General features: G+C 62.5%; 25 protein-coding genes and 1 pseudogene. 13 read left to right on the forward strand and 13 right to left on the reverse strand.

Going from position 1 to position 22,830, the window contains the following annotated elements:
• Positions 1-5: 5 nt before the first annotated feature.
• The 3 genes from GST84_12985 (at position 6) to GST84_12995 (ending at position 3,750) form a co-directional block, all read left to right on the forward strand.
• The gene (locus GST84_12985) at positions 6-1,238 is read left to right on the forward strand and encodes an outer membrane porin, OprD family (GenBank protein ID XGB13232.1); all 1,233 of its coding nucleotides are present in this window, start codon (positions 6-8) and stop codon (positions 1,236-1,238) included.
• A gap of 37 nt (positions 1,239-1,275) precedes the next feature.
• The gene (gene paaZ, locus GST84_12990; GenBank protein ID XGB13233.1) at positions 1,276-3,330 is read left to right on the forward strand and encodes a phenylacetic acid degradation bifunctional protein PaaZ; all 2,055 of its coding nucleotides are present in this window, start codon (positions 1,276-1,278) and stop codon (positions 3,328-3,330) included.
• Between the two features lie 249 nt (positions 3,331-3,579).
• Positions 3,580-3,750 (forward strand): hypothetical protein, encoded by a 171-nt coding sequence (locus GST84_12995; protein ID XGB13234.1) that lies wholly within the window; start codon positions 3,580-3,582, stop codon positions 3,748-3,750.
• Positions 3,751-3,828: 78 nt separating this feature from the next.
• Here GST84_12995 and GST84_13000 read toward each other — a convergent pair whose 3' ends face one another.
• Positions 3,829-4,098, reverse strand: a complete 270-nt coding sequence (locus tag GST84_13000) for a hypothetical protein (GenBank protein ID XGB13235.1) — start codon at positions 4,096-4,098, stop codon at positions 3,829-3,831.
• A 296-nt stretch (positions 4,099-4,394) separates the two neighbouring features.
• Here GST84_13000 and GST84_13005 point away from each other — a divergent pair, with 296 nt between their 5' ends.
• Complete coding sequence (locus GST84_13005) at positions 4,395-4,793, forward strand: NUDIX domain-containing protein (protein XGB13236.1); 399 nt, start codon at positions 4,395-4,397, stop codon at positions 4,791-4,793.
• 1 nt (position 4,794) lies between these two features.
• Here the strand turns inward: GST84_13005 and GST84_13010 are convergent, their stop codons facing one another.
• Complete coding sequence (locus tag GST84_13010; GenBank protein ID XGB13237.1) at positions 4,795-5,346, reverse strand: Clp protease; 552 nt, start codon at positions 5,344-5,346, stop codon at positions 4,795-4,797.
• A gap of 124 nt (positions 5,347-5,470) precedes the next feature.
• On the opposite strand from GST84_13010, the gene GST84_13015 reads away from it, so the two are divergent.
• The 4 genes from GST84_13015 to GST84_13030 are packed head-to-tail and all read left to right on the forward strand — an operon-like array spanning position 5,471 to position 9,445.
• Positions 5,471-6,523, forward strand: coding sequence for a DUF72 domain-containing protein (locus tag GST84_13015; protein ID XGB13238.1), 1,053 nt, complete (start codon positions 5,471-5,473; stop codon positions 6,521-6,523).
• Complete coding sequence (locus GST84_13020; GenBank protein XGB13239.1) at positions 6,520-7,293, forward strand: EEP domain-containing protein; 774 nt, start codon at positions 6,520-6,522, stop codon at positions 7,291-7,293. The genes GST84_13015 and GST84_13020 overlap by 4 nt, the downstream gene beginning before the upstream one ends.
• A complete protein-coding gene (clsB, locus tag GST84_13025; protein XGB13240.1) occupies positions 7,290-8,492 on the forward strand; it encodes a cardiolipin synthase ClsB in 1,203 nt (400 codons plus the stop codon). The genes GST84_13020 and clsB overlap by 4 nt, the downstream gene beginning before the upstream one ends.
• Positions 8,492-9,445, forward strand: coding sequence for a UPF0104 family protein (locus GST84_13030; protein ID XGB13241.1), 954 nt, complete (start codon positions 8,492-8,494; stop codon positions 9,443-9,445). Before clsB ends, GST84_13030 begins: the two co-directional genes overlap by 1 nt.
• Before the next feature lie 108 nt (positions 9,446-9,553).
• Here the strand turns inward: GST84_13030 and GST84_13035 are convergent, their stop codons facing one another.
• Both GST84_13035 and GST84_13040 read right to left on the reverse strand, forming a co-directional pair.
• Entirely contained in the window at positions 9,554-9,778 is a 225-nt protein-coding gene (locus GST84_13035) for a metallothionein (GenBank protein XGB13242.1), read from the reverse strand.
• Positions 9,775-10,239, reverse strand: a complete 465-nt coding sequence (locus GST84_13040; protein ID XGB13243.1) for a phosphotransferase system, HPr-related protein — start codon at positions 10,237-10,239, stop codon at positions 9,775-9,777. Before GST84_13040 ends, GST84_13035 begins: the two co-directional genes overlap by 4 nt.
• Positions 10,240-10,366: 127 nt before the next feature.
• Between GST84_13040 and ligD the strand changes: the two genes are divergently transcribed.
• From ligD to GST84_13065, 5 genes are read left to right on the forward strand one after another with little or no spacing between them, the layout of a single operon-like run.
• Complete coding sequence (gene ligD, locus GST84_13045) at positions 10,367-12,868, forward strand: DNA ligase D (GenBank protein ID XGB13244.1); 2,502 nt, start codon at positions 10,367-10,369, stop codon at positions 12,866-12,868.
• Positions 12,869-12,908: 40 nt separating this feature from the next.
• Complete coding sequence (locus GST84_13050; GenBank protein ID XGB13245.1) at positions 12,909-13,952, forward strand: acyl-CoA dehydrogenase; 1,044 nt, start codon at positions 12,909-12,911, stop codon at positions 13,950-13,952.
• Positions 13,949-14,704 carry a PIG-L family deacetylase gene (locus tag GST84_13055; protein XGB13246.1) on the forward strand — a complete coding sequence of 252 codons (756 nt, stop codon included), beginning with the start codon at positions 13,949-13,951 and terminating at the stop codon, positions 14,702-14,704. Before GST84_13050 ends, GST84_13055 begins: the two co-directional genes overlap by 4 nt.
• 11 nt (positions 14,705-14,715) lie before the next feature.
• Positions 14,716-15,315 (forward strand): methyltransferase domain-containing protein, encoded by a 600-nt coding sequence (locus GST84_13060; GenBank protein XGB13247.1) that lies wholly within the window; start codon positions 14,716-14,718, stop codon positions 15,313-15,315.
• Positions 15,312-15,971, forward strand: a complete 660-nt coding sequence (locus tag GST84_13065) for a glycosyltransferase (GenBank protein ID XGB13248.1) — start codon at positions 15,312-15,314, stop codon at positions 15,969-15,971. The genes GST84_13060 and GST84_13065 overlap by 4 nt, the downstream gene beginning before the upstream one ends.
• A gap of 23 nt (positions 15,972-15,994) precedes the next feature.
• On the opposite strand, the gene GST84_13070 is transcribed toward GST84_13065, so the two are convergent.
• The 9 genes and pseudogenes from GST84_13070 to GST84_13110 form a co-directional block, all read right to left on the reverse strand.
• The gene (locus GST84_13070; protein ID XGB13249.1) at positions 15,995-16,816 is read right to left on the reverse strand and encodes a Ku protein; all 822 of its coding nucleotides are present in this window, start codon (positions 16,814-16,816) and stop codon (positions 15,995-15,997) included.
• Positions 16,817-16,901: 85 nt separating this feature from the next.
• On the reverse strand, positions 16,902-17,489 hold the full coding sequence (locus GST84_13075; protein XGB13250.1) for a nucleosidase: 588 nt from the start codon (positions 17,487-17,489) through the stop codon (positions 16,902-16,904).
• 56 nt (positions 17,490-17,545) lie between these two features.
• A pseudogene (locus GST84_13080) lies at positions 17,546-17,663 on the reverse strand (carboxylate-amine ligase).
• 14 nt (positions 17,664-17,677) lie between these two features.
• Positions 17,678-18,631: a methyltransferase gene (locus GST84_13085; GenBank protein ID XGB13251.1), complete on the reverse strand. Its 954-nt coding sequence runs from the start codon at positions 18,629-18,631 to the stop codon at positions 17,678-17,680.
• Complete coding sequence (locus GST84_13090) at positions 18,631-19,962, reverse strand: iron-containing redox enzyme family protein (protein XGB13252.1); 1,332 nt, start codon at positions 19,960-19,962, stop codon at positions 18,631-18,633. The genes GST84_13085 and GST84_13090 overlap by 1 nt, the downstream gene beginning before the upstream one ends.
• Positions 19,963-19,980: 18 nt before the next feature.
• Positions 19,981-20,178, reverse strand: coding sequence for a hypothetical protein (locus GST84_13095; protein ID XGB13253.1), 198 nt, complete (start codon positions 20,176-20,178; stop codon positions 19,981-19,983).
• 69 nt (positions 20,179-20,247) lie between these two features.
• On the reverse strand, positions 20,248-20,430 hold the full coding sequence (locus tag GST84_13100; protein XGB13254.1) for a stress-induced protein: 183 nt from the start codon (positions 20,428-20,430) through the stop codon (positions 20,248-20,250).
• A gap of 147 nt (positions 20,431-20,577) precedes the next feature.
• Positions 20,578-21,858, reverse strand: a complete 1,281-nt coding sequence (locus tag GST84_13105) for an MFS transporter (protein XGB13255.1) — start codon at positions 21,856-21,858, stop codon at positions 20,578-20,580.
• Between the two features lie 4 nt (positions 21,859-21,862).
• Positions 21,863-22,774 (reverse strand): aldo/keto reductase, encoded by a 912-nt coding sequence (locus GST84_13110; GenBank protein ID XGB13256.1) that lies wholly within the window; start codon positions 22,772-22,774, stop codon positions 21,863-21,865.
• Between the last annotated feature and the right edge of the window lie 56 nt (positions 22,775-22,830).

Genomic DNA, 22,830 nt, shown 5'->3' on the forward strand with positions numbered 1-22,830 from the left:
CAACAATGAACCGCACACACTTCCTGTCAGCCGCCTGGCTGGCCACCCTCGCCCTGCCCATGCCCGCGCTGGCCGACTTCATCGGCGACAGCCATGCTCGCCTGGAGCTGCGCAACCACTACTTGAACCGCGACTTCCGCCAAAGCAACGCACCGCAGGCCAAGGCCGAGGAATGGGGCCAGGGCTTTACCGCCAAGCTGGAGTCGGGCTTCACTGAGGGCCCGGTCGGCCTTGGCGTGGACGCCTTGGGCCAGTTGGGCATCAAGCTCGACTCAAGCCGCGACCGTCGTAACACCGGCCTGCTGCCGTTTGGCCCGAACAGCCACGAACCGGTCGACGACTACAGTGAGCTGGGCCTGACCGGCAAGGTTCGTGTGTCCAAGAGCACCTTGCGCCTGGGCACCTTGCAGCCGATCCTGCCGGTGGTGGTGTACAACGACACCCGCCTGCTGGCGTCCACCTTCCAGGGGGGGCTGCTCACCAGTCAGGACCTTGATGGCCTCACCTTCAATGCCGGACGCCTGACCAAGGCCAATCTGCGCGATTCCTCTGGTCGCGATGATATCGGCTATGGCGCAGCCAGCAGTGACCACCTGGACTTTGGTGGTGGCAGCTACGCCATCACCCCGCAAACCACGGTCAGCTATTACTACGCCAAGCTTCAGGACATCTACCGTCAGCAGTTTGTCGGGCTGATCGATACCCGCCCACTGGCAGAAGGTGTGAGCCTGCGCAGTGACCTGCGCTACTTCGACAGCCGCAACGACGGTGCCGAGCGTGCCGGCAATATCGACAACCGTAACTTCAACGCCATGTTCACCCTGGGCGTGCGGGCGCACAAGTTCACCGCCACCTGGCAGCAGATGTCCGGTGACAGCGCCTTCCCGTTCGTCAACGGCGGCGACCCGTTCACCGTCAACCTGGTCACCTACAACACCTTCACCCGGGCCGGGCTGGACTCTTGGCAGGTGCGCTACGACTACGACTTCGTAGCCATGGGCCTCCCCGGCCTGAGTTTCATGACCCGCTACACCGACGGTCGCCACGCCGAAACTGCCACCGTGACCAATGGCCGCGAGCGCGAGCGCGATACCGACATCGCTTATGTCATTCAGAGCGGTCCGCTCAAGGACGTCAGCCTGCGCTGGCGCAATGTCACCTTCCGCTCCGGCAACGGCCTGACCAACGCCGTGGACGAAAACCGCCTGATCATCGGCTACACCCTGGCGCTGTGGTAACAGCGCCCCTCACATTTTGAACAGCATGGAGAACAGCATGTCTGCCGCCCCTACTCTGCAAAGTTTCATCGCCGGCCGTTGGCTCGGCCAGCACGGCGCCCAGGCCCTGCGTAGCGCCCTCGACGGCCACGTGTTGGCCTACAGCCATGAAGAGCGCCCTGACTTCGCCGAAGCCGTGGACTACGCGCGTGCACGCGGTCTTGCCTCGCTGATGGGCATGGATTTCCAACAACGTGCCCAACGCCTCAAAGCCCTGGCCCTGTACCTGGCCGAGCACAAGGAGCAGCTCTACGCCCTGTCGCACCACAGCGGCGCCACCCGGGCCGACAGTTGGATCGACATCGAAGGCGGCAACGCCACGCTGTTCTCCTATGCCGGCATCGGCAGTCGCGAGCTGCCTTCGGGTAACCTGGTGCACGAGGGGCCTGCCATACCGTTGGGCAAACAAGGCCATTTCGCCGGTAGTCACATCCTGGTGCCACGGGCAGGCGTTGCGGTGCACATCAACGCGTTCAATTTCCCCATCTGGGGCATGCTGGAAAAGTTTGCCCCGACGTTTCTCGCCGGTATGCCCTGCATCGTCAAGCCGGCGACCTCGACCAGCTATTTGACCGAGGCCGTGGTGCGCCTGATGAATGCCTCCGGCCTGCTGCCCGAAGGCAGCCTGCAGCTTGTGATAGGCAGCACCGGCGATCTGCTTGATCGCCTGCAAGGCCAGGACGTGGTGACCTTCACCGGTTCTGCCGATACCGCTGCCAAATTGCGCGTGACGCCCAACCTGATTCGCAACTCGGTGCCGTTCACTGCCGAGGCCGACTCGCTCAACTGCGCCATCCTCGGCCCGGACGTGACACCGGACAGCGAAGAGTTCGACCTGTACATCAAGGAAGTGGTGCGTGAAATGACCACTAAAGCCGGGCAGAAATGCACCGCCATCCGCCGCGCGATCGTTCCGGCCAGGCACCTGGATGCCGTTGCCACCCGCCTGCGCGAGCGCCTGAGCAAGGTCGTGGTTGGCGACCCGTCGCTGGAAGGCGTGCGCATGGGGGCCCTGGCCTCACATGACCAGCAGCGCGACGTTGGCGAGCGGGTGCGCAGCCTGCTGCAGAGTTGTGATCAACTGTTTGGCGCCAGCGATGGCTTTGCCCCACGTGGTGAAGGCGTGGCTGAAGGCGCGTTCTTTGCCCCGACCTTGTTGCAGGCCCGCGACCCACATGCCGAGGGCGGCGCCCACGACATCGAAGCGTTCGGCCCGGTCAGTACGCTGATGGCCTATGACGACCTCGACGAAGCCTTGGCACTGGCTGCCCGTGGCAAAGGCAGCCTGGTGGCGACCCTGGTTACCGCCGACCGCAGCGTGGCCGCCAAGGCTATCCCGGTGGCTGCTGCCTGGCATGGCCGTCTGCTGGTGCTCGATAGCCAGGCCGCCAAGGAGTCCACCGGTCACGGCTCGCCGCTGCCGCAGCTCAAGCACGGTGGCCCGGGCCGCGCCGGTGGTGGTGAAGAGCTGGGTGGCCTGCGTGCGGTCAAGCACTACCTGCAGCGCGCCGCAGTACAAGGCTCGCCGAGCATGCTCACGGCGGTCACCGGCGAGTACGTGCGCGGCGGCGAAGTGATCGAAACCGAAGTGCACCCGTTCCGTCGCTACTTCGAGCAGCTGCGTGTCGGCGAGTCGCTGCTCACCCATCGCCGCACCGTGACAGAAGCTGACCTGGTCAATTTCGGCTGCCTGTCAGGCGACCATTTCTACATGCACTTCGACGAAATCGCCGCCAAGGCCTCGCAGTTCGGTAAACGCATTGCCCATGGTTACTTCGTACTGTCGGCAGCGGCCGGGCTGTTCGTGTCGCCCGGCGCCGGACCGGTATTGGCCAACTATGGGCTGGACACCCTGCGCTTCATCAACCCGGTGGGCATTGGCGATACCATCCAGGCGCGCCTGACCTGCAAGCGCAAGATCGACCAGGGCAAGACCAGCCCGCTGGGGCAGCCGCAGGGGGTGGTGGCATGGGATGTGGAGGTAACCAATCAGCTGGGTGAACTGGTGGCCAGCTATGACATCCTGACCTTGGTGCTGAAAAAGCCAGAATGATGGGTTGAAGCTACCGGCCTCTTCCCGGGCAAGCCGCCTTTGCCCGGTACTGCACAGCGCCCTCTTAGGAGCGGGTTCACCCGCGAAGAGGCCAGTAGCTGCCCAAGGCACTTGGGAAGTGCGCGTACGTGGTTGTAGTGAAGTACTCAGGCAACTGAAACCGTTGGTCAGCGACTGCCATTGCCCAGTGGATCTCTGGCGTGCACCTGTCGATCACAATTCATGAGGATCATGAACGAGGACTGCACAATGGATTTCCTACTGCGAATGGGCGGCGGCAATGTTGAAGATGATTGGCCGGAGCTGGAGCCTGATAGACGCAACGATCGGGCAGACGATCCTGATGCCGACCCCAATGTGACGGATGACGATGAAAACCGCCCTGGCGTCCCAGCCAGCGACCCTGAGTCCGGCGCATGACAACATGAGCATCATCGTATCCTGCAGGAGCGGGCACGTCCGCTCCTGCAGTTTCCTGTTCCAAGTGCAGGCGAGGTATTAAACCACCGCCGCCGGACCACCCACCGACTGGTTGGGCTTGCTCCCCGAAATCCGCCAACTCACGGCGGTAACGCCATAACGCTCGGCCATCGGCCGACTGACTTTCCTGATCTTCTCGCGACCGAACTTGGGAATGATGCCGATGCCCGCATCACAACTTGCCCAATGCCAGGCCTCGGCATTATCCAGGCGTTCCAGGCGAATAATGAAACTGCGCGGCTGGCCATGCAGTTTGTAATCAATTATGTACAGCTGTGGGCTAGGCATCGCAGGGGGCCTCCTCTTCTCCATGGATGACATTCTGATTGATCGGGCCGTGACCAGAAGATTCAAAATTTTGTCGAACCTTTGGTACCAGTGGCCGAACGTGTGCCCTGCCTAGGTTCCGAGAGTCCAGCTCCTCGTTGCGCTCATTGCCTTTGCAGTCAGCTGACCGATGGCACGAAAAACACGCAGGCAAGATGTTTGCGTCACGGAGGTGACCGTTCGTCAGCTTCAACGCAACGTTTATTGCCAGCCAGGGCCGAAACTTCATGCAATAAAGGAATTGCCCAGGAGCCGGAATGAAGCCAGTCAAGCATCGCGCCACCATCATTTGCCGACATGGCAAGCAGCGCCATAAATGGTTGTGGGTGAGAAAGCCCAACGCGCCCTGGACCCTTCCAGGCGGCAAGATCGAGGCCGGCGAGACGCCAATGCAGGCCGCTGAGCGGGAGTTGCTGGAAGAGACCGGCCTGCAGGCTGAGTCGCTGATTTTGCTGATGCGCCACGAAACGCCAGAGCGGATGCATTACGTGTTCGCAGCGGAATTTGCCGACGCACCGCAACCCAAGGCCCGGCATGAAATTTCCGATTGCCGCTTTGCTCACTTGGACCAGGTGGCTACGGTAAAGGGCGAGATCAAGTCCCTGATCCGCTCCTTGCTGGCTTGTGACCCGGGCACTGCGGCGTCAGTTCGTTAAACTAAGCGTGCACACTCCATTGAGTTGCATCCGTCTCGATCGGCATTTCATCGATTGTATGGATCATCCCGGCTTCCAGCGCCTCCTGCGGCCCCAGTATCCGTGGATAGGCCATTAGATACCGCGTTACATCCAGTACCTCGGTCGCGCCTTTTGTACGCTCGGCCACGATCTGCGCATACAGACGCAAGTCGTAATCCAGGCTCATTGCATACTCGGACATCCGCGAATGGTCTACCGAGCCATGCAAGGTCCAATGAAACGGGTGGAAAAGAAACTTGCTGAAACTGCAAGCCGTGCGTCGCTCTCCGGCCAGGAAGAGGATATTGCCCATGGATTCCACCGTGCCCAGGTTGTGGGTATGCACCTCCACGGGTAACGCCCGCAGAAAGTTGTACAGGGTAAACCCATAGCTGCACTCGCCGCCCATCGTGGCGATGTTCAGTTGCAGTGTTTCGGCACCCTGTTGCAATGCTCGCGAGCAGGTATTGATCAGGTTGCCGCAGGTGGACGAATTGATCGGTCCGGTGAAGTGGATGATATGTCTGGCCATGCTTGCCTCCAGGGGTGGCAGGTCATTGCTTGTTCTTCTGCACATCGTCACCCTGCCCGGCCATTTGCCAGAAGGCGAAACGGTCGAACTTGGTCCTGGCACCCTGCCATGAAGCGGGTATGCGGTGGAGACGCCAGTTGCCGCAAAGTTCAACTCGGCGTCAGCAGTTCCGTTGGTCAAGCGTTGTGAACCCTTGCCGGCCCTTGCCGGTCGCACTTTCAGAGCGACCGAACAAGGAACCGGCAGTGAGGACGGCAGCGTGAGCGATATTCGCATCGGTATCTCCGGGTGGCGCTATGGCCCCTGGCGCAAGGATTTCTACCCCAAAGGCCTGAAGCAGGACGATGAACTGGCATTCGCTTCACGGGCGGTGAACAGCATCGAGATCAATGGCTCGTTCTACAGCCTGCAAACGCCCGAGCGTTATCTGGGCTGGCGTGAACAAACACCGGACGGCTTCGTGTTCGCGGTCAAGGGGCCGCGCTATATCACCCATGTGCGGCGGCTGAAGGACATCGAAGAGCCAGTAGCCAACTTTTTTGCCTCCGGGCCGCTGCTGTTGGGCGAAAAGCTCGGGCCATTCCTGTGGCAGTTCCCTCCCAGCATGAAGTTCGATGAAGACCGTTTTGCCCGGTTTTTCGAGCTGCTGCCTCACACCCGCAAAGCGGCCCGTGAACGCGCCCAAGGCTGCGCCGAACGCCTCAAGGGCAATGGCAGCCTTGCCATCAAGGGCAATGCACGCTTGCGTCACGCCGTGGAAATCCGCCACGAGAGTTTTCTCTGCGAAGCCTTTATCAAGCTGTTACGCAAGCATCGCGTGGCACTGGTAGTTGCCGACAGCGCCGGCAAGTGGCCCTGTGTCGAAGATGTGACCGCCGACTTCGTCTACATGCGCCTGCACGGGGATGTGGAGTTGTACAGCAGCGGATATACCGCACGCGCGCTGCGGCGCTGGAAGCAGCGTATCCAGCAATGGAGCGAAGGTACCCAGGCGGACGATGCCCACCTGGTCGTGCCGGGGCCGCCGCCTCGGCGTGCGGCACGGGATGTATACTGCTACTTCGACAACGACCAGAAGGCTCACGCGCCATACGACGCCAGGCGCTTGCTGCAAAAGCTGTCGTTGGATCATGAGCTGATGACCGAGCCTGGCATGGTGCCGGAGGTGGCCTTGTGAACAAGCCCCTGCCCACCCCACGCTGCATCATCGACAAGGTAACCGCTGTACGCCGGCTCAATGTGTTGACGCTGAACGTGCACAAAGGCTTCACCTTCTTCAACCGGCGCTTCATCTTGCCCGAGTTGCGCGAGGCCGTAAGGGCCACCGGCGCCGACCTGGTGTTTTTGCAAGAGGTGCACGGCAGTCATAAGCAGCATGCCCTGCGCCACCCTGCCTGGCCAGAAACGCCGCAATACGAGTTTCTGGCCGACAGCATGTGGCCGCAGTTCGCCTATGGCCGCAATGCCGTGTATCCCCATGGCGATCACGGCAACGCGCTGCTGTCAAAATTCCCCATCAGCCGCTTCGACAACCTGGATGTCTCGGTGCAGGGCAATGAACAGCGTGGCCTGCTGCATTGCCAGCTGGAGGTGCCGGGCCATGACGAGGTGCATGCGGTATGCGTACACCTGGGCCTGCGGGAGGCCCACCGGCAGAGCCAGGTAAAGCTGATGCTGGACCTGCTGGCCAGCCTGCCGCCCAAAGCACCGGTCATCATCGCCGGCGATTTCAACGACTGGCGGCTGAAGGCGGACGCGGTGCTGAGCGAACACCTGACAGAGGCCTTCGGCACCCCGGCGCGCAGTTTCCCGGCGCGCCTGCCGTTGTTGCGCCTGGACCGCATCTACGTGCGTAACGCCATACCGGGCGCTGCTCAGGTGCTGTCCAAATACCCGTGGTCGCATCTGTCCGACCACGTACCACTGGCTGCGGAGATCAACTTGTGAACCGACCTTGGGTAGAAGGCAACAGCGTGCAGTTGCTCATCAACGGCGAACAGTACTACCCCCGCGTATTCGAGGCCATGGCCAAGGCGCGGGAAGAAATACTGCTGGAAACCTTCATCATCTTCGACGACAAGGTGGGTCAGCAATTGCAGCAGGTGTTGATCGACGCTGCCCGACGCGGGGTGCGCGTGGAAGTGGCCGCGGACGGTTACGGCACAGCCGACCTGCCGGCGGCCTTCATTTCAGCGATGACCGACGCGGGCGTAAGCTTTCACGCGTTCGATCCACAACCCCGGTTATTGGGCATGCGAACCAACCTGTTCCGCCGTTTGCACCGCAAGATCGTGGTGGTCGATGGTGAGCGGGCCTTCATCGGCGGTATCAACTACAGCGCCGACCATTTGGGCGACTTTGGTGCCATGGCCAAGCAGGACTATGCCGTGGAGGTCACCGGCCCGGTGGTCGCGCAGGTACATGCCTCCAGCAAGCGCCTGATGTCCCCCGTGCTGCAGCCCCCCAGTGCTGTACGCCCGGTTACCGAGCCTGCCGGGGGTAGCGACGCTGTGCTGATCGAGCGCGACAACGGGATGCGCAGTAACGATATAGAAGCGCACTACCTTCAGGCTTTTCGCAAGGCCAGGCAACGCATCGTGGTCGCCAATGCGTACTTCTTTCCAGGCTATCGGTTGATGCGTGAGTTGCGTAACGCGGCCCGGCGTGGCGTGGAGGTTCACTTGATCTTGCAGGGCCAGCCTGACATGCGCTGGGTACGGGCATTGTCGCGCCTGCTGTACAACTACCTGCTGCGCGACGGCGTGATGATTCATGAGTACTGCCAGCGGCCGTTGCACGGCAAGGTGGCACTGGTGGACGACCAATGGGTCACCGTTGGCTCCAGCAACCTCGATCCTCTGAGCCTGTCGTTCAACCTGGAGGCCAACCTGTTCATTCGTGATCGGGCCTTCAACCAGCAACTGCACCAGCATTTGCAGGCTCTGGCCAGCGAGCAATGCAAACCGGTCACCTTGGAGCGCATGATTCGCGGCTACTGGTGGCGGGCACCGTTGATCTTCGCGTGCTTCCACGTGATCCGCCACTTCCCGCGCATTGCGGGCTGGTTCCCTGCGCATCGGCAGCGTTTGCGCTCGTTGCAGCCGGAGGTCGAACCCCAGGGCAAACTGCACGAGGGCAACTCCTGATGGCGCGCAAAAGCTGGCAAACCTGGGGCAAACGCTTGTTTACGCTTGCGTTCCTGATCCTGATCCCTGTGCTGTTGTACCTGCTGGCGCGTAATCTGGACTGGAATGAAGTACGCCAGTCTTTGCTGGCCTACAAACCTGGCACCCTGGCCATCGGCTTGGCGATCGCGTTGTGCAGCTATCTCGCGTTCGCCAGTTACGACCTGCTGGCCCGGGCTTACACCGGCCATACACTACCTGCCCGACAGGTATTGCCAGTCGCGTTCGTGTGCTATGCCTTCAACCTCAACTTCACAACCTGGGTCGGCGGGGTCGCCTTGCGCTACCGGCTCTATGGCCGACTGGGCCTGGATACCGCGACCATTACGCGAATCCTCACATTGGGCCTGTTGACCAACTGGATGGGTTATATGCTGCTTGCCGGCACCGTCTTCGCCCTGGGCCTGGTCGAGATGCCCGGCAATTGGGCGGTAGGCACTACAGGCCTGCGCCTGATCGGGCTGCTGTTGCTGGCAATTGCGGGCGGCTACCTGCTGGCCTGTGGTGTTGCCAAGAAGCGCACCTGGAGCTGGCGCGATCACGAAGTGACGCTGCCTTCGCTGCGACTGGCGCTGTGCCAGGTGGCGTTGGGTGCCAGCAACTGGGCACTGATGGCGCTGCTGATCTTCTGGTTGCTGCCGGGCGAAGCGTTCTACCCGTCGATTCTGGGCATATTGCTAATCAGCTGCGTCGCCGGCGTGGTGGCGCATATTCCGGCGGGGCTGGGTGTGCTGGAAGCGGTGTTTCTGGCCTTGCTGCACGAGCAGATGGCCCAAGGCACGCTGGTGGCTGCCCTGCTCGGCTACCGCACGCTGTACTACCTGATTCCGCTGCTGTTGGCGGTGGTGACCTACCTGATCCTGGAAAAGCGCGCCAAGGCCATGCGCCTACGCGACAAGCCTGCTCAGACCTGATGTGCCCTGGGGCAAATGTGACGCGTTGCGTGGCACCGGCAAAGCCGGTGCCAGAGCACCTTGTGCCCTGATGGGCGAGCGCCTGCAAGGGCAGCCCGCCTATCGGCTTCAGGGCGAGATCGGATCACTCGCCGGGAAGGTTTCATCCAGCGCATTGTCCACCGCGCTCTCGCCCGGCTTGTCACCACAATGGCAGTCCTGCATCCGGCATGGCTCACCATTGCGGTGGCCGGTGGCGCAGGCCTCGCAGCAATATGCCTTGCCGTCGCGCTCCAAGGCATTGGCATCCACCGTGCAGGAACAGTGCGTGCACGCGCAGCGTTGATCGTTCATGGCTTGCTCTCCTCGTCGTCAATCACATCATCGGTCCAGGGCACCCCATCCAGCGGCGCGGATCGGGCCAGTTCGGCCTCGTCCAGGCCAATGCCGCCACCAATCTCATCGGCATCCACCTGCCGCAGGCGTTGGTCTGTCGGGCCGCCTCTGCCGCCCGGCTCGTGGGGATCGCGGGCACCGGTTTCGTCCAGCAGCGTGTCCGGGCTCAAATCGTCGTAGGTGACATTGTCCTCATGCAGGCTGTCACTCAGCGCCTCGCCGCCGGTCATGCCACTCTGCGCCACGCGTCGGGGGGGAAACTCACGGGCGACTTCGGCGGCCGGTCGTTCGTCGCCCACACGCCCTTCACGCTCATCCAGGCGTTCATCGAAATCCAGCTCATGCACGCTGCCCATGCGGTCTTCGGTGTCATCGATTTCGGTGGGTGTGTACGGCTTAGGTTCATCGGGTCGGGCCATGTGCGTTCTCCATCAGTTGGCTTCATTCGGTCGACTGCGCCAGCTCACGGAAGATTCAGAGTTTTTTGAACTACCGCCTCGGCCGACGCCTCCCACCTTAGAGACTGTGATCTGCCCGGAGCCCGCCATGGCCAAGCCCCTGCAGGAATACACGCGCAAGCGCAACTTCAACGCCACACCCGAGCCCAGCGGCAAACGCATCCGGGGCAAGCGGGCTCATGCGCTGCAGTTCTGCATCCAGAAACACGACGCCAGCCACTTGCACTACGACTTCCGCCTGGAACTCGATGGCACCTTGAAAAGCTGGGCGATCCCCAAAGGCCCATCGCTGGACCCCAAGGTGCGCCGCCTGGCAGTGCATGTGGAGGACCACCCGTTGGACTACGCCGATTTCGAGGGGCATATCCCTGAAGGCAACTATGGTGCAGGCGATGTGATCGTCTGGGACCGTGGCATTTGGGAGCCTGAAGGCGATGCGCATGAAGCCTACGCCAAAGGCAAGCTGCGTTTCCGCCTGCAAGGTGAGAAGCTTGGCGGCGTGTGGAACCTATTCCGCACCCAGTTGGCCGGCAAGAAAGAGCAATGGATGCTGGTCAAGTCACACGATGCCCAGGCGCGCAGCGAAGCGGAGTACAGCATTGTCGAGGCCCTGCCCGACAGCGTGCTCAGCGAGCGCACGCTGGTGCCGCGCAAACCCGCTGCAAAAAAAGCCGCTACACCGCGCAGTAGTCGTAAACGCCCCGGCAAAGCTCAGACTGCACCGTTGCCAGCGCAGTTGCAGCCGCAGCTGGCCACGCTAGTGGATTCTCCACCCAGCGGCGACTGGCGCTACGAAGTCAAGTTCGATGGCTACCGTATCCTGGCCCGCATCAAGGGCCAGGACATCCGCCTGTTCACCCGCAACGGCCATGACTGGAGCAGCAAGATGCCCCGGCAGGTTGCCGCCCTGCGCGCGCTCGGTATCGACTCGGCCTGGCTCGACGGTGAAATGGTGGTGGCTGATGAGAATGGCATGGCTGACTTCCAGGCGTTGCAGAACGCCTTCGATACCGAGCACGACGAACACATCACCTATTACCTGTTCGACCTGCCATTTCTGGGCGGTCAAGACCTGCGGCAGCTAACGCTACAAAATCGCCGCGATACATTGCGCCAACTGCTTGAGCACAACCATTCCGACGTCATCAAGTACTCCGCCGACTTCGACGAACCTGTCGAGTCACTGCTCGAAAGTGCCTGCCGGCTGAAGCTGGAAGGCCTGATCGGCAAGCGTGCTGACAGTGTTTACAGCGGCCGCCGCAGCCCGGACTGGATCAAGCTCAAGTGCAAGCAACGCCAGGAATTCGTGATCGTCGGCTACACCGACCCCAAAGGCAGCCGGAGCGGCTTTGGGGCCCTGCTGCTGGCCCTGCACGACAATGACAGTGGCGAGCTGCGCTATGCCGGGAAGGTAGGCACCGGCTTCAATTCCACGACACTGGCCAGCATCCACGCGCGGCTCAAACCCCTGGAAATCGCCAAGCCAGCCCTGCCCTCGCCGCCCGCCGGTGCCCAGGCGCGTGGTGTGCACTGGCTGCGGCCGCAGCTGTTGGCCGAAGTTGCCTATGCCCAAATGACCCGTGACGGCATCGTGCGCCATTCGGTATTCCACGGCCTGCGCGATGACAAGGCAGCAACCGCCATTGACCTGGAGCGCGCCATGCCCGCCAAGACTGTATCCAACCGCAACAAGCAGGCCAAGGCGCCTGAAAACTTGGGTGAACTGCGGCTGACCCACCCCGACCGGGTCATCGATCCTTCAACTGGGGTGACCAAGCGCGAGGTTGCCGAGTATTACGCCGGCATCAGCCAGTGGATCCTGCCCCAGCTCAAGCACCGCCCGGTGGCATTGGTGCGCGCCCCGGACGGCTTGGGCGGAGAGCTGTTCTTCCAGAAAAACGCGGGCCAGCTGCATATACCCAACGTACTCAGCTACGAAAAGGACGAGGCAGGCCAGGCGGCGATGGTCATCAATCGCCCGGACACGCTGCTGGGCGCGGTGCAAATGAACATGCTGGAACTGCACACCTGGAACGCCACGGACAAGAATTTCGACAAACCGGACCGTTTCGTGCTCGACCTGGACCCTGACCCCGCGCTGCCCTGGAAGGCGATGGTGGAGGCGACCCAACTGACCCTCACCCTGCTAGACGAACTGGGCCTGAAGGTGTTCCTGAAAACCAGTGGTGGCAAGGGTATTCACGTCGTTGTCCCCTTGACCCGGCGAGCCGGCTGGGACGAGGTCAAAGACTTCAGCCACGCCATCGTCGGTAACCTGGCCAAGCTGTTTCCGGAGCGCCTGAGCGCGGTGTCGGGGCCGAAAAATCGCGTGGGACGCATCTTCATCGACTACCTGCGCAACGGCAAGGGCGCCACCACGGCGTGCGCCTACTCACTGCGTGCCCGTGAGGGGCTGCCTGTATCGGTGCCTATCTGGCGTGATGAGCTGGCGCACATCAAAGCCGCCAACCAATGGAACATCACCAACCTGCGCGAGCGCCTGGCGGAGGTCGACGACCCTTGGGCCGACATGGGCAAGGTACGCCAGTCGATCACCGCGCGCATGCGCAAGCAGCTAGGGCTCGAATGATGACGACCAAGCGATTGGACACGACCCGGGAGGCCCGACCATGAGCATCGTTCAGGACTTCAATCTGACCACCCTTGACCGCCTTCTACGCACCTTTGGCGAACGCCAGTTACCGCTCAATCTGGATACCCAATTGCGGCAACTGATCCAGGCGCTGCAAGCTGATCACCTCGACCTGCTGCCGCTGCCGGGGCAAGGCAACACCTTGCGTCGCTGGCAGACCTTGGCACGGGTGGCCGGTTGCGACCTGGCGCTGGCCAAGCTCTATGAGGGCCATACCGATGCCCTGGCGATCCTGGCGGAATGTGGCGCAGCGCACCACGCCAACGACGGCATTTGGGGCGTGTGGGCGGCAGAGCCGCCCGATGCACGTGTCCACATCACTGCGCGTGAAGGCGACCAGGTGCGCCTGAACGGCACCAAAGCCTGGTGTTCAGGTGCCTTGCAGATCGATCGCGCGCTGATTACCGCCTGGGATGAGGCCGAGCAGCCGCAATTGGTGGCAATCGAGCTGTCACAGCCAAGCCAGGGGCTGAACATCGAACACTGGCAGGCCGTTGGCATGGCCACCACCGCCAGTGTCGAGGTGGCTTTCAACGATACTCCAGGCACGCTCATTGGCACGCCAGGCCAATACCTCTCGCGTCCTGGTTTCTGGCAAGGCGGTGCGGGTATCGCCGCTTGCTGGTACGGCGCGGCCGAGGCGCTGGCGGATTACCTGCGTGAGCATTGCCGCAAACCCCGCCCAGACCCGCATGCCGATGCGCATCTGGGGGCTGTGGACGCTGCGTTGCATGGCGCCCGTGCATCACTGCGTGAATGCGCTGCCTGGATCGATCAACAGCCCGGCGTGGATGCCAGTTTCGAAGTTCGCCGCACCCGCGCCCAGGTAGAACAGGCCGTAGAGCAGGTTATCAGCCACGTCGGTCGTGCCTTGGGGGCCACGCCGTTCTGTCGCAGCAGTCATTTTGCCCGGCTGAGCGCCGACCTGCCGGTGTTCCTTCGCCAGAGCCATGCCGAGCGCGATCTGGCGATGCTGGGCCAGCAGTTGGTCCACTTGCCAGCGGGGGTATGGCAGCTATGAACCAGAACCTGATCCAGTCCGCCGGTGGCACGCCCTGGACAGCCTGGCAGCATAGCGCGCACCTGGCGCGTGCAACCTGGCTCGACGCACGCCAACTGTGCCCGCCGGGGCGCCGGCTGGTATTGATTGCGCCGCATCCGGATGACGAAATTCTCATGGCCGGCGGCCTGCTGGCAGGCTTCAAAGGGCGCGAGGATGAGCTGGTGCTGATCTCCGCCACCGACGGCGAAGGCAGCCACCCCGGCTCCAGCCATTGGACCGAGCATCGCTTGCGCCGCCAACGCCCTCAGGAAAGCCGACAGGCCCTGCAACAGCTCGACCTTGACCTTGAGCGCCTGGACTGGCGCAGGCTCCATCTGAAGGACGGCCAGTTGCCGCGCGAAGAAGCGTTTCTGGCCAGTCACCTCACGCAGTTACTTCGCCCCAATGATCTGCTGATGGCCACCTGGCGCAGTGACGGCCATTGCGATCACGAGGCCGTCGGCCGCGCTGCTGCGCAGGCGGCTGCAGCCCGTGGGGTGCAATTGGCTGAGGTACCGGTCTGGGCCTGGCACTGGGCTGAGCCTGACGACCCGCGCCTGCCATGGCCCCGTGCGCACCGTCTGCAGCTCGATGAAAGCCATTTGGCACGCAAGCGCAAAGCCTTGGCCGCTCACGTCAGCCAGCTGCAGCCGGACGGCGAGCAGCCGCCGGTGCTACCGCCGCACCTGTTGGATTGCCTTCTGCAACCTTTCGAACTGGTGTTCCTTTGAATGGAGCTGTCATGAGCCTCGATCCTCAGTATTTTGCCGAGCTATACGCCACCAATGAAGATCCTTGGGCCTTTCGCACCCGCTGGTATGAGAAGCGCAAACGCGAGCTGGTGATGGCCAGCTTGCCACGGCAGTGCTATCAGCGTGTGTTCGAGCCAGCCTGCGCGAATGGCGAGCTCAGTGCGCTGCTGGCCGAGCGCTGCGCTGACCTGCTATGCCAGGACCTGGACCCGACGGCCGTAGGCCTGGCCCGGGAACGCCTGGCGCACCTGCACAATGCTACGGTCGAGCGGGCCCGGCTACCAGGGGACTGGCCGGGCGGCCGCTTTGACCTGATCGTGCTCAGCGAGGTCGGCTATTACCTTGATCCCACCGACTGGCTGCAGGTGATCGAACAGTCGGTGGCCAGCCTTGGCTACGACGGCACGCTACTGGCCTGCCACTGGAAGCACCCTATCGCGGGTTGCCCGCAGGATGGTCGCGAGGTGCACCGTATGTTGACCCGGCATTTGCCGTTGCATCAGCAGTTCCGGCATGAGGAGGCGGACTTTTTGCTGGAGTGCTGGTCATGCCAGCCAAGCGTTGTCGATCTCGATGAGACGTGCCCATGATCGCCGTTGTCATCCCTGCGCATAACGAAGCCCGCCGCCTTGGGCGATGCCTGCGGGCGGTGCTGGTGGCTGCCCGGCAGATGCAGCAAGCGGGACTGCGCGTGGAAGTGCTGGTAGTGCTGGACCGCTGCAGCGACGGCAGCGCCGCCGTGGCGCGGCGTTTCGGCGTACACACGCTGGAGGTGGATGCCGGTAATGTCGGCATGGCACGTCGTGTTGGGGCGGCGCACATGGTCGAGCGTGGCGCCACGTGGCTGGCGTGCACCGATGCGGACAGCCAAGTCCCTGCGCACTGGCTGCTGTCGCAGCTGGCCTGTAGCGCCGAGGTGGTTTGCGGCACCGTGCATGTCGATTACTGGCAACCCTGGCAGACCGCCGCGCTGCGCAAGCTGTACCAGAGCCGCTACCAGGCGTGTGAAGGGCATCGGCATGTGCACGGCGCGAATCTGGGGGTATGTACCGATGCTTATGAGCGTGTAGGTGGCTTCCAGCCCCTGGCGGCGCATGAAGATGTGCAACTGGTCAGCGACCTGCAGGCCAGCGGTGCCCAGATCGTCTGGACCGCCAGGCATAGTGTGGCCACCAGCAGCCGGCGCGATAGCCGCGCCCGCGAGGGGTTTGGGGATTATTTAGCCGGGTTACAGGCGCAGTCCTGAAATCACTGGGATTTCGGCAGTGTTCATGAAGCTTTGCGCGCTTTTTTCACCGGTTTCTTGCCACCCAGGCTGCGCTTGAGCAGTTCGGTAAGGTCGAGGATGTCCGCACCTTTCTCGGCCCCACCTGCGTCGCCCTTCTCCACCGCCTCGATCTTGCCCTTGCTGGCTTTCTCTTCCACCAGGTCCATGATCGTCTGGCGGAAGGCGTCATGATAATCCTCAGGCTTCCAGGGCCCGCTCATGTCCTCTACCAGGCGCTTGGCCATCTCCAGCTCGCGCTTCTCCACCTTACTGTCGGTGACGCTGGAGTCCAGCTCCAGCGTTTCCAGCCCTCGCACCTCCTCAGGCCAGCGCAAGGTGATCATCACCAGCGCATCGTCCAGGGGCCGCAGCAGCGCCAGGTGCTGCCGGGTATGCAATACCACGGTGGCCAGGGCCACCTTGCCGGTCTTTTCCAGCGTCTCGCGCAGCAAGGCATACACCTTGCCGCCACGGCGGTCCGGTGTCAGGTAGTACGGCGTATCGAAATGCTGCAGCGGAATGTCGCCCGCTTCTACAAAGGAAAAGATATCGATGGTCTGGGTCGCTTCGGGCCGGGCCTTACGGATCTCCTCCTCACTGATCACCACGTAGCGGCCCTTCTCGAACTCTACGCCCTTGACGATATTGTCCTTGTCGATTTCCTTGCCGGTCACCTTGTTCACCCGCTTGTAGCCGACCGGCTCCATGCTGCGCTTGTCCAGCCAGTCGAAATCCACACGCTCGGTGCGCACGGCGGTATTGAGTGCCACGGGGATGTGCACAAGGCCAAAACTGATGGCGCCTTTCCAGATTGCCCGAGCCATGAGGGTGCTCCCAGGGTTGCCTGCTGATACCAGAAGTGACTGCGCCCGGCGACAAAGGTTTAGCTGCCCTGCCCTGCGGCAACCGTTACGCCTGGCTGAACAGCACCCGCTTGAACGCTTCGGCCGCCAGGTGCACCTGTACCGCCCAATCCCCCGCGGCTTCGCTGCCCGCATCATCGGAAATGTATTTCAGGCACACGAACGGAATACCTTCGTCACGCGCGATCAATGCCAGCACGTAGGCTTCCATGTCGACCACGTCGTAAGGCGCGTCGCCATGGTTGATTTCGAAGCTGTCACCGCTTCCACAGGTTTCCACCGCCAGGCCGGGAATTATCGCCCCGTGCTCGAGTACCACCGGGGTATCGGACAAGGGCGTTTCATAGCGGGCAAAGCCCAGCGCGGTCACATCCATGTCGCGTTGTACGAAGCGGTTACAGCACACGACTTCGCCCTTGCCATGACGCTGGCTGCCAGCCGAGCCCAGGTTGACGATAAGTCTGGGCCTGCGCGTTGCAATCGCCTTGGTCAGGGCGATAGCGGCATTGACCTTGCCAATGCCGGTGAACACGGTGTTCACCTCGGTAAAGACATCGCCAGCCTCGGCCTCGAGGGCAAAGACGAACAGCGTGTCATCCAGGGAAATGTCGGGGAATCGCTTGATCAGCATCATGGAGCAGGTGTTTCCGAGTGGCTGCAAAGGGCGCGGCCATTGTCGGTCAACCCGGGCTAAATGCAAGTCCCGGCAGCCACCACGGCGCTTAACGCCTGCCCTTTGCCAAGCCCGTCTGCCCTGGCCTGTGCCAGGCAGAGCGGCATGGGTACCATGACGCAGCACGTGCAGGGCCGTATCATGCTGCCTCAGCGGCTGCGGGTAACGGTGAGCGCCACGGCGGCGATGCGCTCGACCTGTTCGTAGCCTGGCTCAGCCAGTTGCTCGCCAAATACGTCGGGGTCGATTTCCCGATACACCCAAGCCCAGTCCGGACCGGCCAGGCGCAGGCGGATGGCTTCGAGCAGGGCGTCGCGGCCTTCGACAATGGCCACGCCGGTGTACAGCAGCAATGTACCGTGGCGGCTCAGCCGTTCGCGAGCCTGCTCCACGATACGCAGTGACAGGTCGACGCCTAGCGCGCCGCCACCGTGACGGTAGATGCGGGCGTTGGGGTCAAGCATGTAGGGCGGGTTGGCAACGATCAGGTCGAACGTACCGCTGATACCGTCCAGCAAGTCGCTGGGCTCGACCGAAAGGTTACTCACACCCGCCAAGGCTGCATTGATTGCCGTATAGCGCAGCGCCAGAGGGTTGATGTCAACGGCGCTGACCCGCGCGTGCTGGGCGGCGCGGGCAATCAGCAAGGCGCCCACCCCGCTACCACAACCGATATCCACTGCATGCTCGACCCGCTCGGTGCAGTGCTGGAGGTGATCGCGAATGACCTGGGCAAAGCGGTAACTGTCCGGGCCGAAGAACACGGCATCGCTGGCGTCGGTTGGATACGCCGAATGCAGCAACAGTAATTCATCCAGGCTGGACCAGCGTACCGTGCTGATCAGCCGTTCACCCTGTGCAACCAACGCCTGCGCACGTTCGAGCAACAGTAACTGATCTGCCGACAGCAAACCTGGCTCGAAAGGTCGGCTCCAGCCGAATATATCGCGCAGGGTGCTGGCCTGCACGCAGCCCTCGCGGGCATTGACGCGCGCGTGAGTGGCGGGTGTCACGCAGGTAAAGCGGTATCCATCGGCGCGCAGGCGCTGTCCCAGTTGTAGCAACGCCTGGTCTGCCTCGATTTGCCTGTGAGCGAGCATCATCAACGTGGTTCCTCCTGGCGCAGCCCGGTTACGCGCATGTAGGCGCGCGTGGCACACAAGCCGTCCGGCGTGGCGTGGTGGTTGCCGGCCATCCTCTGGATCAAGGCCTTGGGGGGCACATTCAAAGCGTCCTTGGGTATATCTTCAGGCACCTCGGGCAGCCCCCAACTGCCAGGGGACACGCGGCGGATGGACGGCTGCCAATCGTCGGCGATCCAGTCATGCCATAGCTGTTTTTCATAGGCGTTGAACACCCCGAACATCGCCGCGGTCGGCCCGTCGATCAGCGTCCACCAGCGACTGTTTACTGGCGGCTGCCCTCTGCGGATCCAACCCTGAGCCTGCAATGCGGCAACGAATGCGGGCATGGCGCCGGGTTCGGCCAGCCATTGATTGATCGTGCGCTGCTGCAGGCGGCAATGGTCGGCATGCATCAACTGGCCATAGACCCGCTTGCGCTCAAGGGCTGCAAACAATTCGCCTTGCAGGTCGAACTGGCGGATGAGGTCTGGCGTGGCGATACCCCGGTCATTCAGGCGGTAGCCTATGCGCGCCCTGGCGTAGAACGCCTGCGTATCATGCGCGGGGCTTAGCTGGTTCAGCGCCTGAATTGCCAGGCGGGCGTGGCCGCTGGCGGCATTGTCGATGGTCACATGCAGCTGAAAATACTGCGCGTCGATGCCCAGTTCGGCCAGTTCGTACGTAGTGATCAGCAAATGCAGCGGTGGCTGCTCATAACCGAGGTTGTAGCCAACCAACTCTGGCAGGTAAGTGTCGCAGTGCCGCCCCAAGGCAAGTTGCAGGACCCCTTGCAGATAACGTGTGTCATCCAGGGGCATGGCCTCTACGCAACCCAGGCGACCAAGCAGGCGCTGATAGATCAGCACATGGTTGCAGCGTGGATCACCGTTGCCGAGCTCTTCCAGATAGGTGCGAATCAGCCCGTGATAACGTGGATCGCGCCAGTGATACAGGGTGCCCTGCAGCCAGGCGCCGTCCACGGCCTTGGTCGGCGCAACCTGTTGCAGGAACCACAATGCGTGGGCGCGGTTGGAAAAGTAGCGCCGTGGCATGCCTTGACGGCGTTGTGCCCGGTAATGGGTGTAGGCCTTGGCAACCTTGGCAGTGTGCATCCTGCTCCAGGCCGGCAACTCGGACGGTGTGTCGGGCAAGTCGTCCGGCATGCTCGCTGCACCCGCCAGTTGCTCCTCCAGCCATGAGGCGCTGCCAGCATCCTGGCCTGCGAGCATTGCTTGGTAGCGTTGTCGCAGGCTGGTCGATTCGATGGCCACTTGCGCAGCGCCTGCGGTGTTGCGGTTCATCACCGTCATGCCGTGCTCCTTGTCTACTTATTGGCTCGGCTTTTGGCCCGGCATCGGCTCGGGGTCGGGCGCAGGCTGCGGTGCAGGCTTGGAATCAGGTTGCTGCATCTGCAGCGAAGGTTTGCTGGGGTCGGAATCTTTGCCGGGGTGGTCATTGTCGCGGTCGAAACAGCCGCCGACCAAGCTCAGCGAGCCCATCAGGATGATCAGTGGAGTCAGTCGCATGGGTACCCCCTTCGATGATTGCAGTGCCAGGTCGCCCCGGCACTGCGCCTCGGTCAGTTACAAACACAGTTACGAACGGCCGCCCTTGTGCCCCGACTCGCGGTCGTGGGGCATGTTGCCGCCCGAGGACTGGCCGCCCTTGCGACCGGCTTCGGAAGCTTTTTCACGGTCATTGGCGAAATTGCCCGGGTTCTTGTTGCCGCCTTGGCTCCCTTGCTGATTGCCGGTGCGGCTGTTGTCTTTAGTGGCCATGGTGTTCAAACCTCATATGACTTCGGAATGCACGGCAAGCTGCCGTACACAGATTCGGAGTTCGGCGATATCGGCAGATTCGCTTTATTACGAGAGGTTCGGACCGGTGGCATTAAATAAGCGACATTGCCATATTTGGCGCGCGTGTCAGTGGTGCGGCGGGCTATCCATGCGCGCCTGGCGGCGACCCAGCCAGCCACCTGTCGCGGCCCAGCCCACGGCAAGCAGCGCACCGATCAGCATCGCCAATTGCGGGTGCTCGCCCAACACGTCCAGCGCACGCTTGACCCAGCCGCTCAGGGCATCGCCGCCACGGTAGACCACCGTGTCGATGAAGTTCTTGGCTTTGTACTTGTCCTCGGCGGGCAGCACGGTGAACAGCATCTCCCGCCCCGGCCGTACCAATGCGTATTCACCCGCCCGACGCACCACCATTACCACCACGAACAGGGCGAAAACCGGGGCCAGTGCCAGCCACAAGAAACCGGCAGCCATCACCAGCGGCACTGCAACCAGCAACACACCGACCCCCAGCCGACGGGCCAGGCGCCCGGTAACAAAGACCTGGGTAAGGATGGCCAGGGCCTGCACAACTGTGTCGATCAGGCCGAACACCTGTGTCTGCCGGGTGCGGTCAGTGAAGGTTTCGCTGACAATACGCGCCTGCTCGAAGTACAAGAATGTGCTGACGCTGGCCAGCAACACCACGAACAAAGCGATGCCTAGCAGATAGGGCGAGCGCAGGACGGCGGTGGCGCCGGTAAACGGGTTGCCGCCCAGCGGCCGAGAGTCCTGGTGCCGGGTTTGCATCGGCACGGGCTGGCGTGCTCGCCAACGTTGCAGAAACAGTGTCGCGCCGACACTGCCCAGCAGCAATAGCGCCGCCAGCACCAGCAACCCGGCATGGCCGAGCGGCGCCACCAGCAAGGTGCCAAGCATGGGACCACTGAGCCCGCCCAGGCTGGCCCCGGCTGCCAGCAGGCCGAACAGCCGCTTGCCTTGGGCGGTGGAAAACAGATCGGCGAGCACGCTCCAGGCCAGCGAGATCGTCAGCAAATTGAACACCGACAGCCAGATGTAGAAAGCCCGGGCGGTCCAGAGATCGTCAGGGTTACCGGCCAACAGTGCCGCGAACAGCAACAGGTTGCTGACGAAAAAACCATAGGTCCAAGGCAGGATATGCCTGCGCTGCACCTTGGAGGCCAGCCAGCCAAACAGCGGCAGGCACGCCAACGTGGCAATGAAGGTGCCGGTGAACAACCACTGCAGGTTTTCCACGCCACCGGCAACGCCCATGGTTTCGCGGACCGGGCGCAGCATGAAGTAACCGGTGAACAGCAGGTAGAACACAAGCAAACCGGCGACTACCGCCGGCCCCTCCCCAGGCTGGATGTTCAGCGCTTGGTCCAGGCGCCGCCAGGCTTGCATGGTGTCAGGCAAACTGCTTGATCAGCGCCTGTTGCTGCGCCTGGGTGAGCATTGGCCCATGCCCCGCCTTGAGCTGATCGAGCTGGCGATCAGGCCGACTGGTAGCAGGTATGACCGTGGTCACTGCCGGGTGGCTGATGGCGAACTTGAGAAATAGCTGTGCCCAGCTGCCTATGCCTGCTTCGGCAGCCCAGCCCGGCAAGGCCTGGCCCTTGACCCGGGCGAATAGTCGGCCATCGTCGAAGGCCCGGTTGATCAGTACCGCAACACCCTTGTCCTGACACAGTGGCAGCAGTTCACGGGCGGCGGCGGGGGCGTTGACCGCGTAGTTGATCTGGATGAAGTCAAGCGGCTCGCTGCGCACGATACGGGCGACGTCATCGTGGCCGCTGTTCAGGTAATGGGTGATGCCGACATAACGTGTCCCGCCCTGCTGCTTCAGCTCGCGGGCATAAGGCAGCTGGGTCTGCCAGTCACGCAGGTTGTGAATCTGCAGCAAGTCCACCTTGTCGGTACGCAGGCTCTTGAGGCTGCCGACCCACTGCGCCTGGGCTTCAGCCCGGCTATTGGCGGCGATCTTGGTGGCAATGAAGCACTGGCGGTGCCAGCCGCCCTCTTCCAGCAACTGGCCGAGAATGCTGTCGGCCCCCCCGTAGTTGGGCGAGGTGTCGATCACCCGGCCGCCGCCTTCGAAGAACGCCTTCAGCACGGTTTTGAGCTGAAGATATTGGGGGGAGCCGCTTTCTACCTCGAAACTGCCGGAAGTACCGGCACCGATCACCGGCAACGCTTCGCCGGTGGACGGTACTTTACGGGCCAGCAAACCCGCTGGCACCGCAGCGTGCAGCCAACGGCTGGCGGCAGCCAGCAACCCCAAAGCTGCACCTGCGCGTAGGACATCACGACGTGCGTACACGGAAAATCTCCCGTCACGAACCGGAAACTTTCAAGGCTAGCCGCTCTGTCACTCGC

This window comes from Pseudomonas putida, from assembly GCA_041879295.1.
Classification (GTDB): Bacteria; Pseudomonadota; Gammaproteobacteria; order Pseudomonadales; family Pseudomonadaceae; genus Aquipseudomonas; species Aquipseudomonas putida_Y.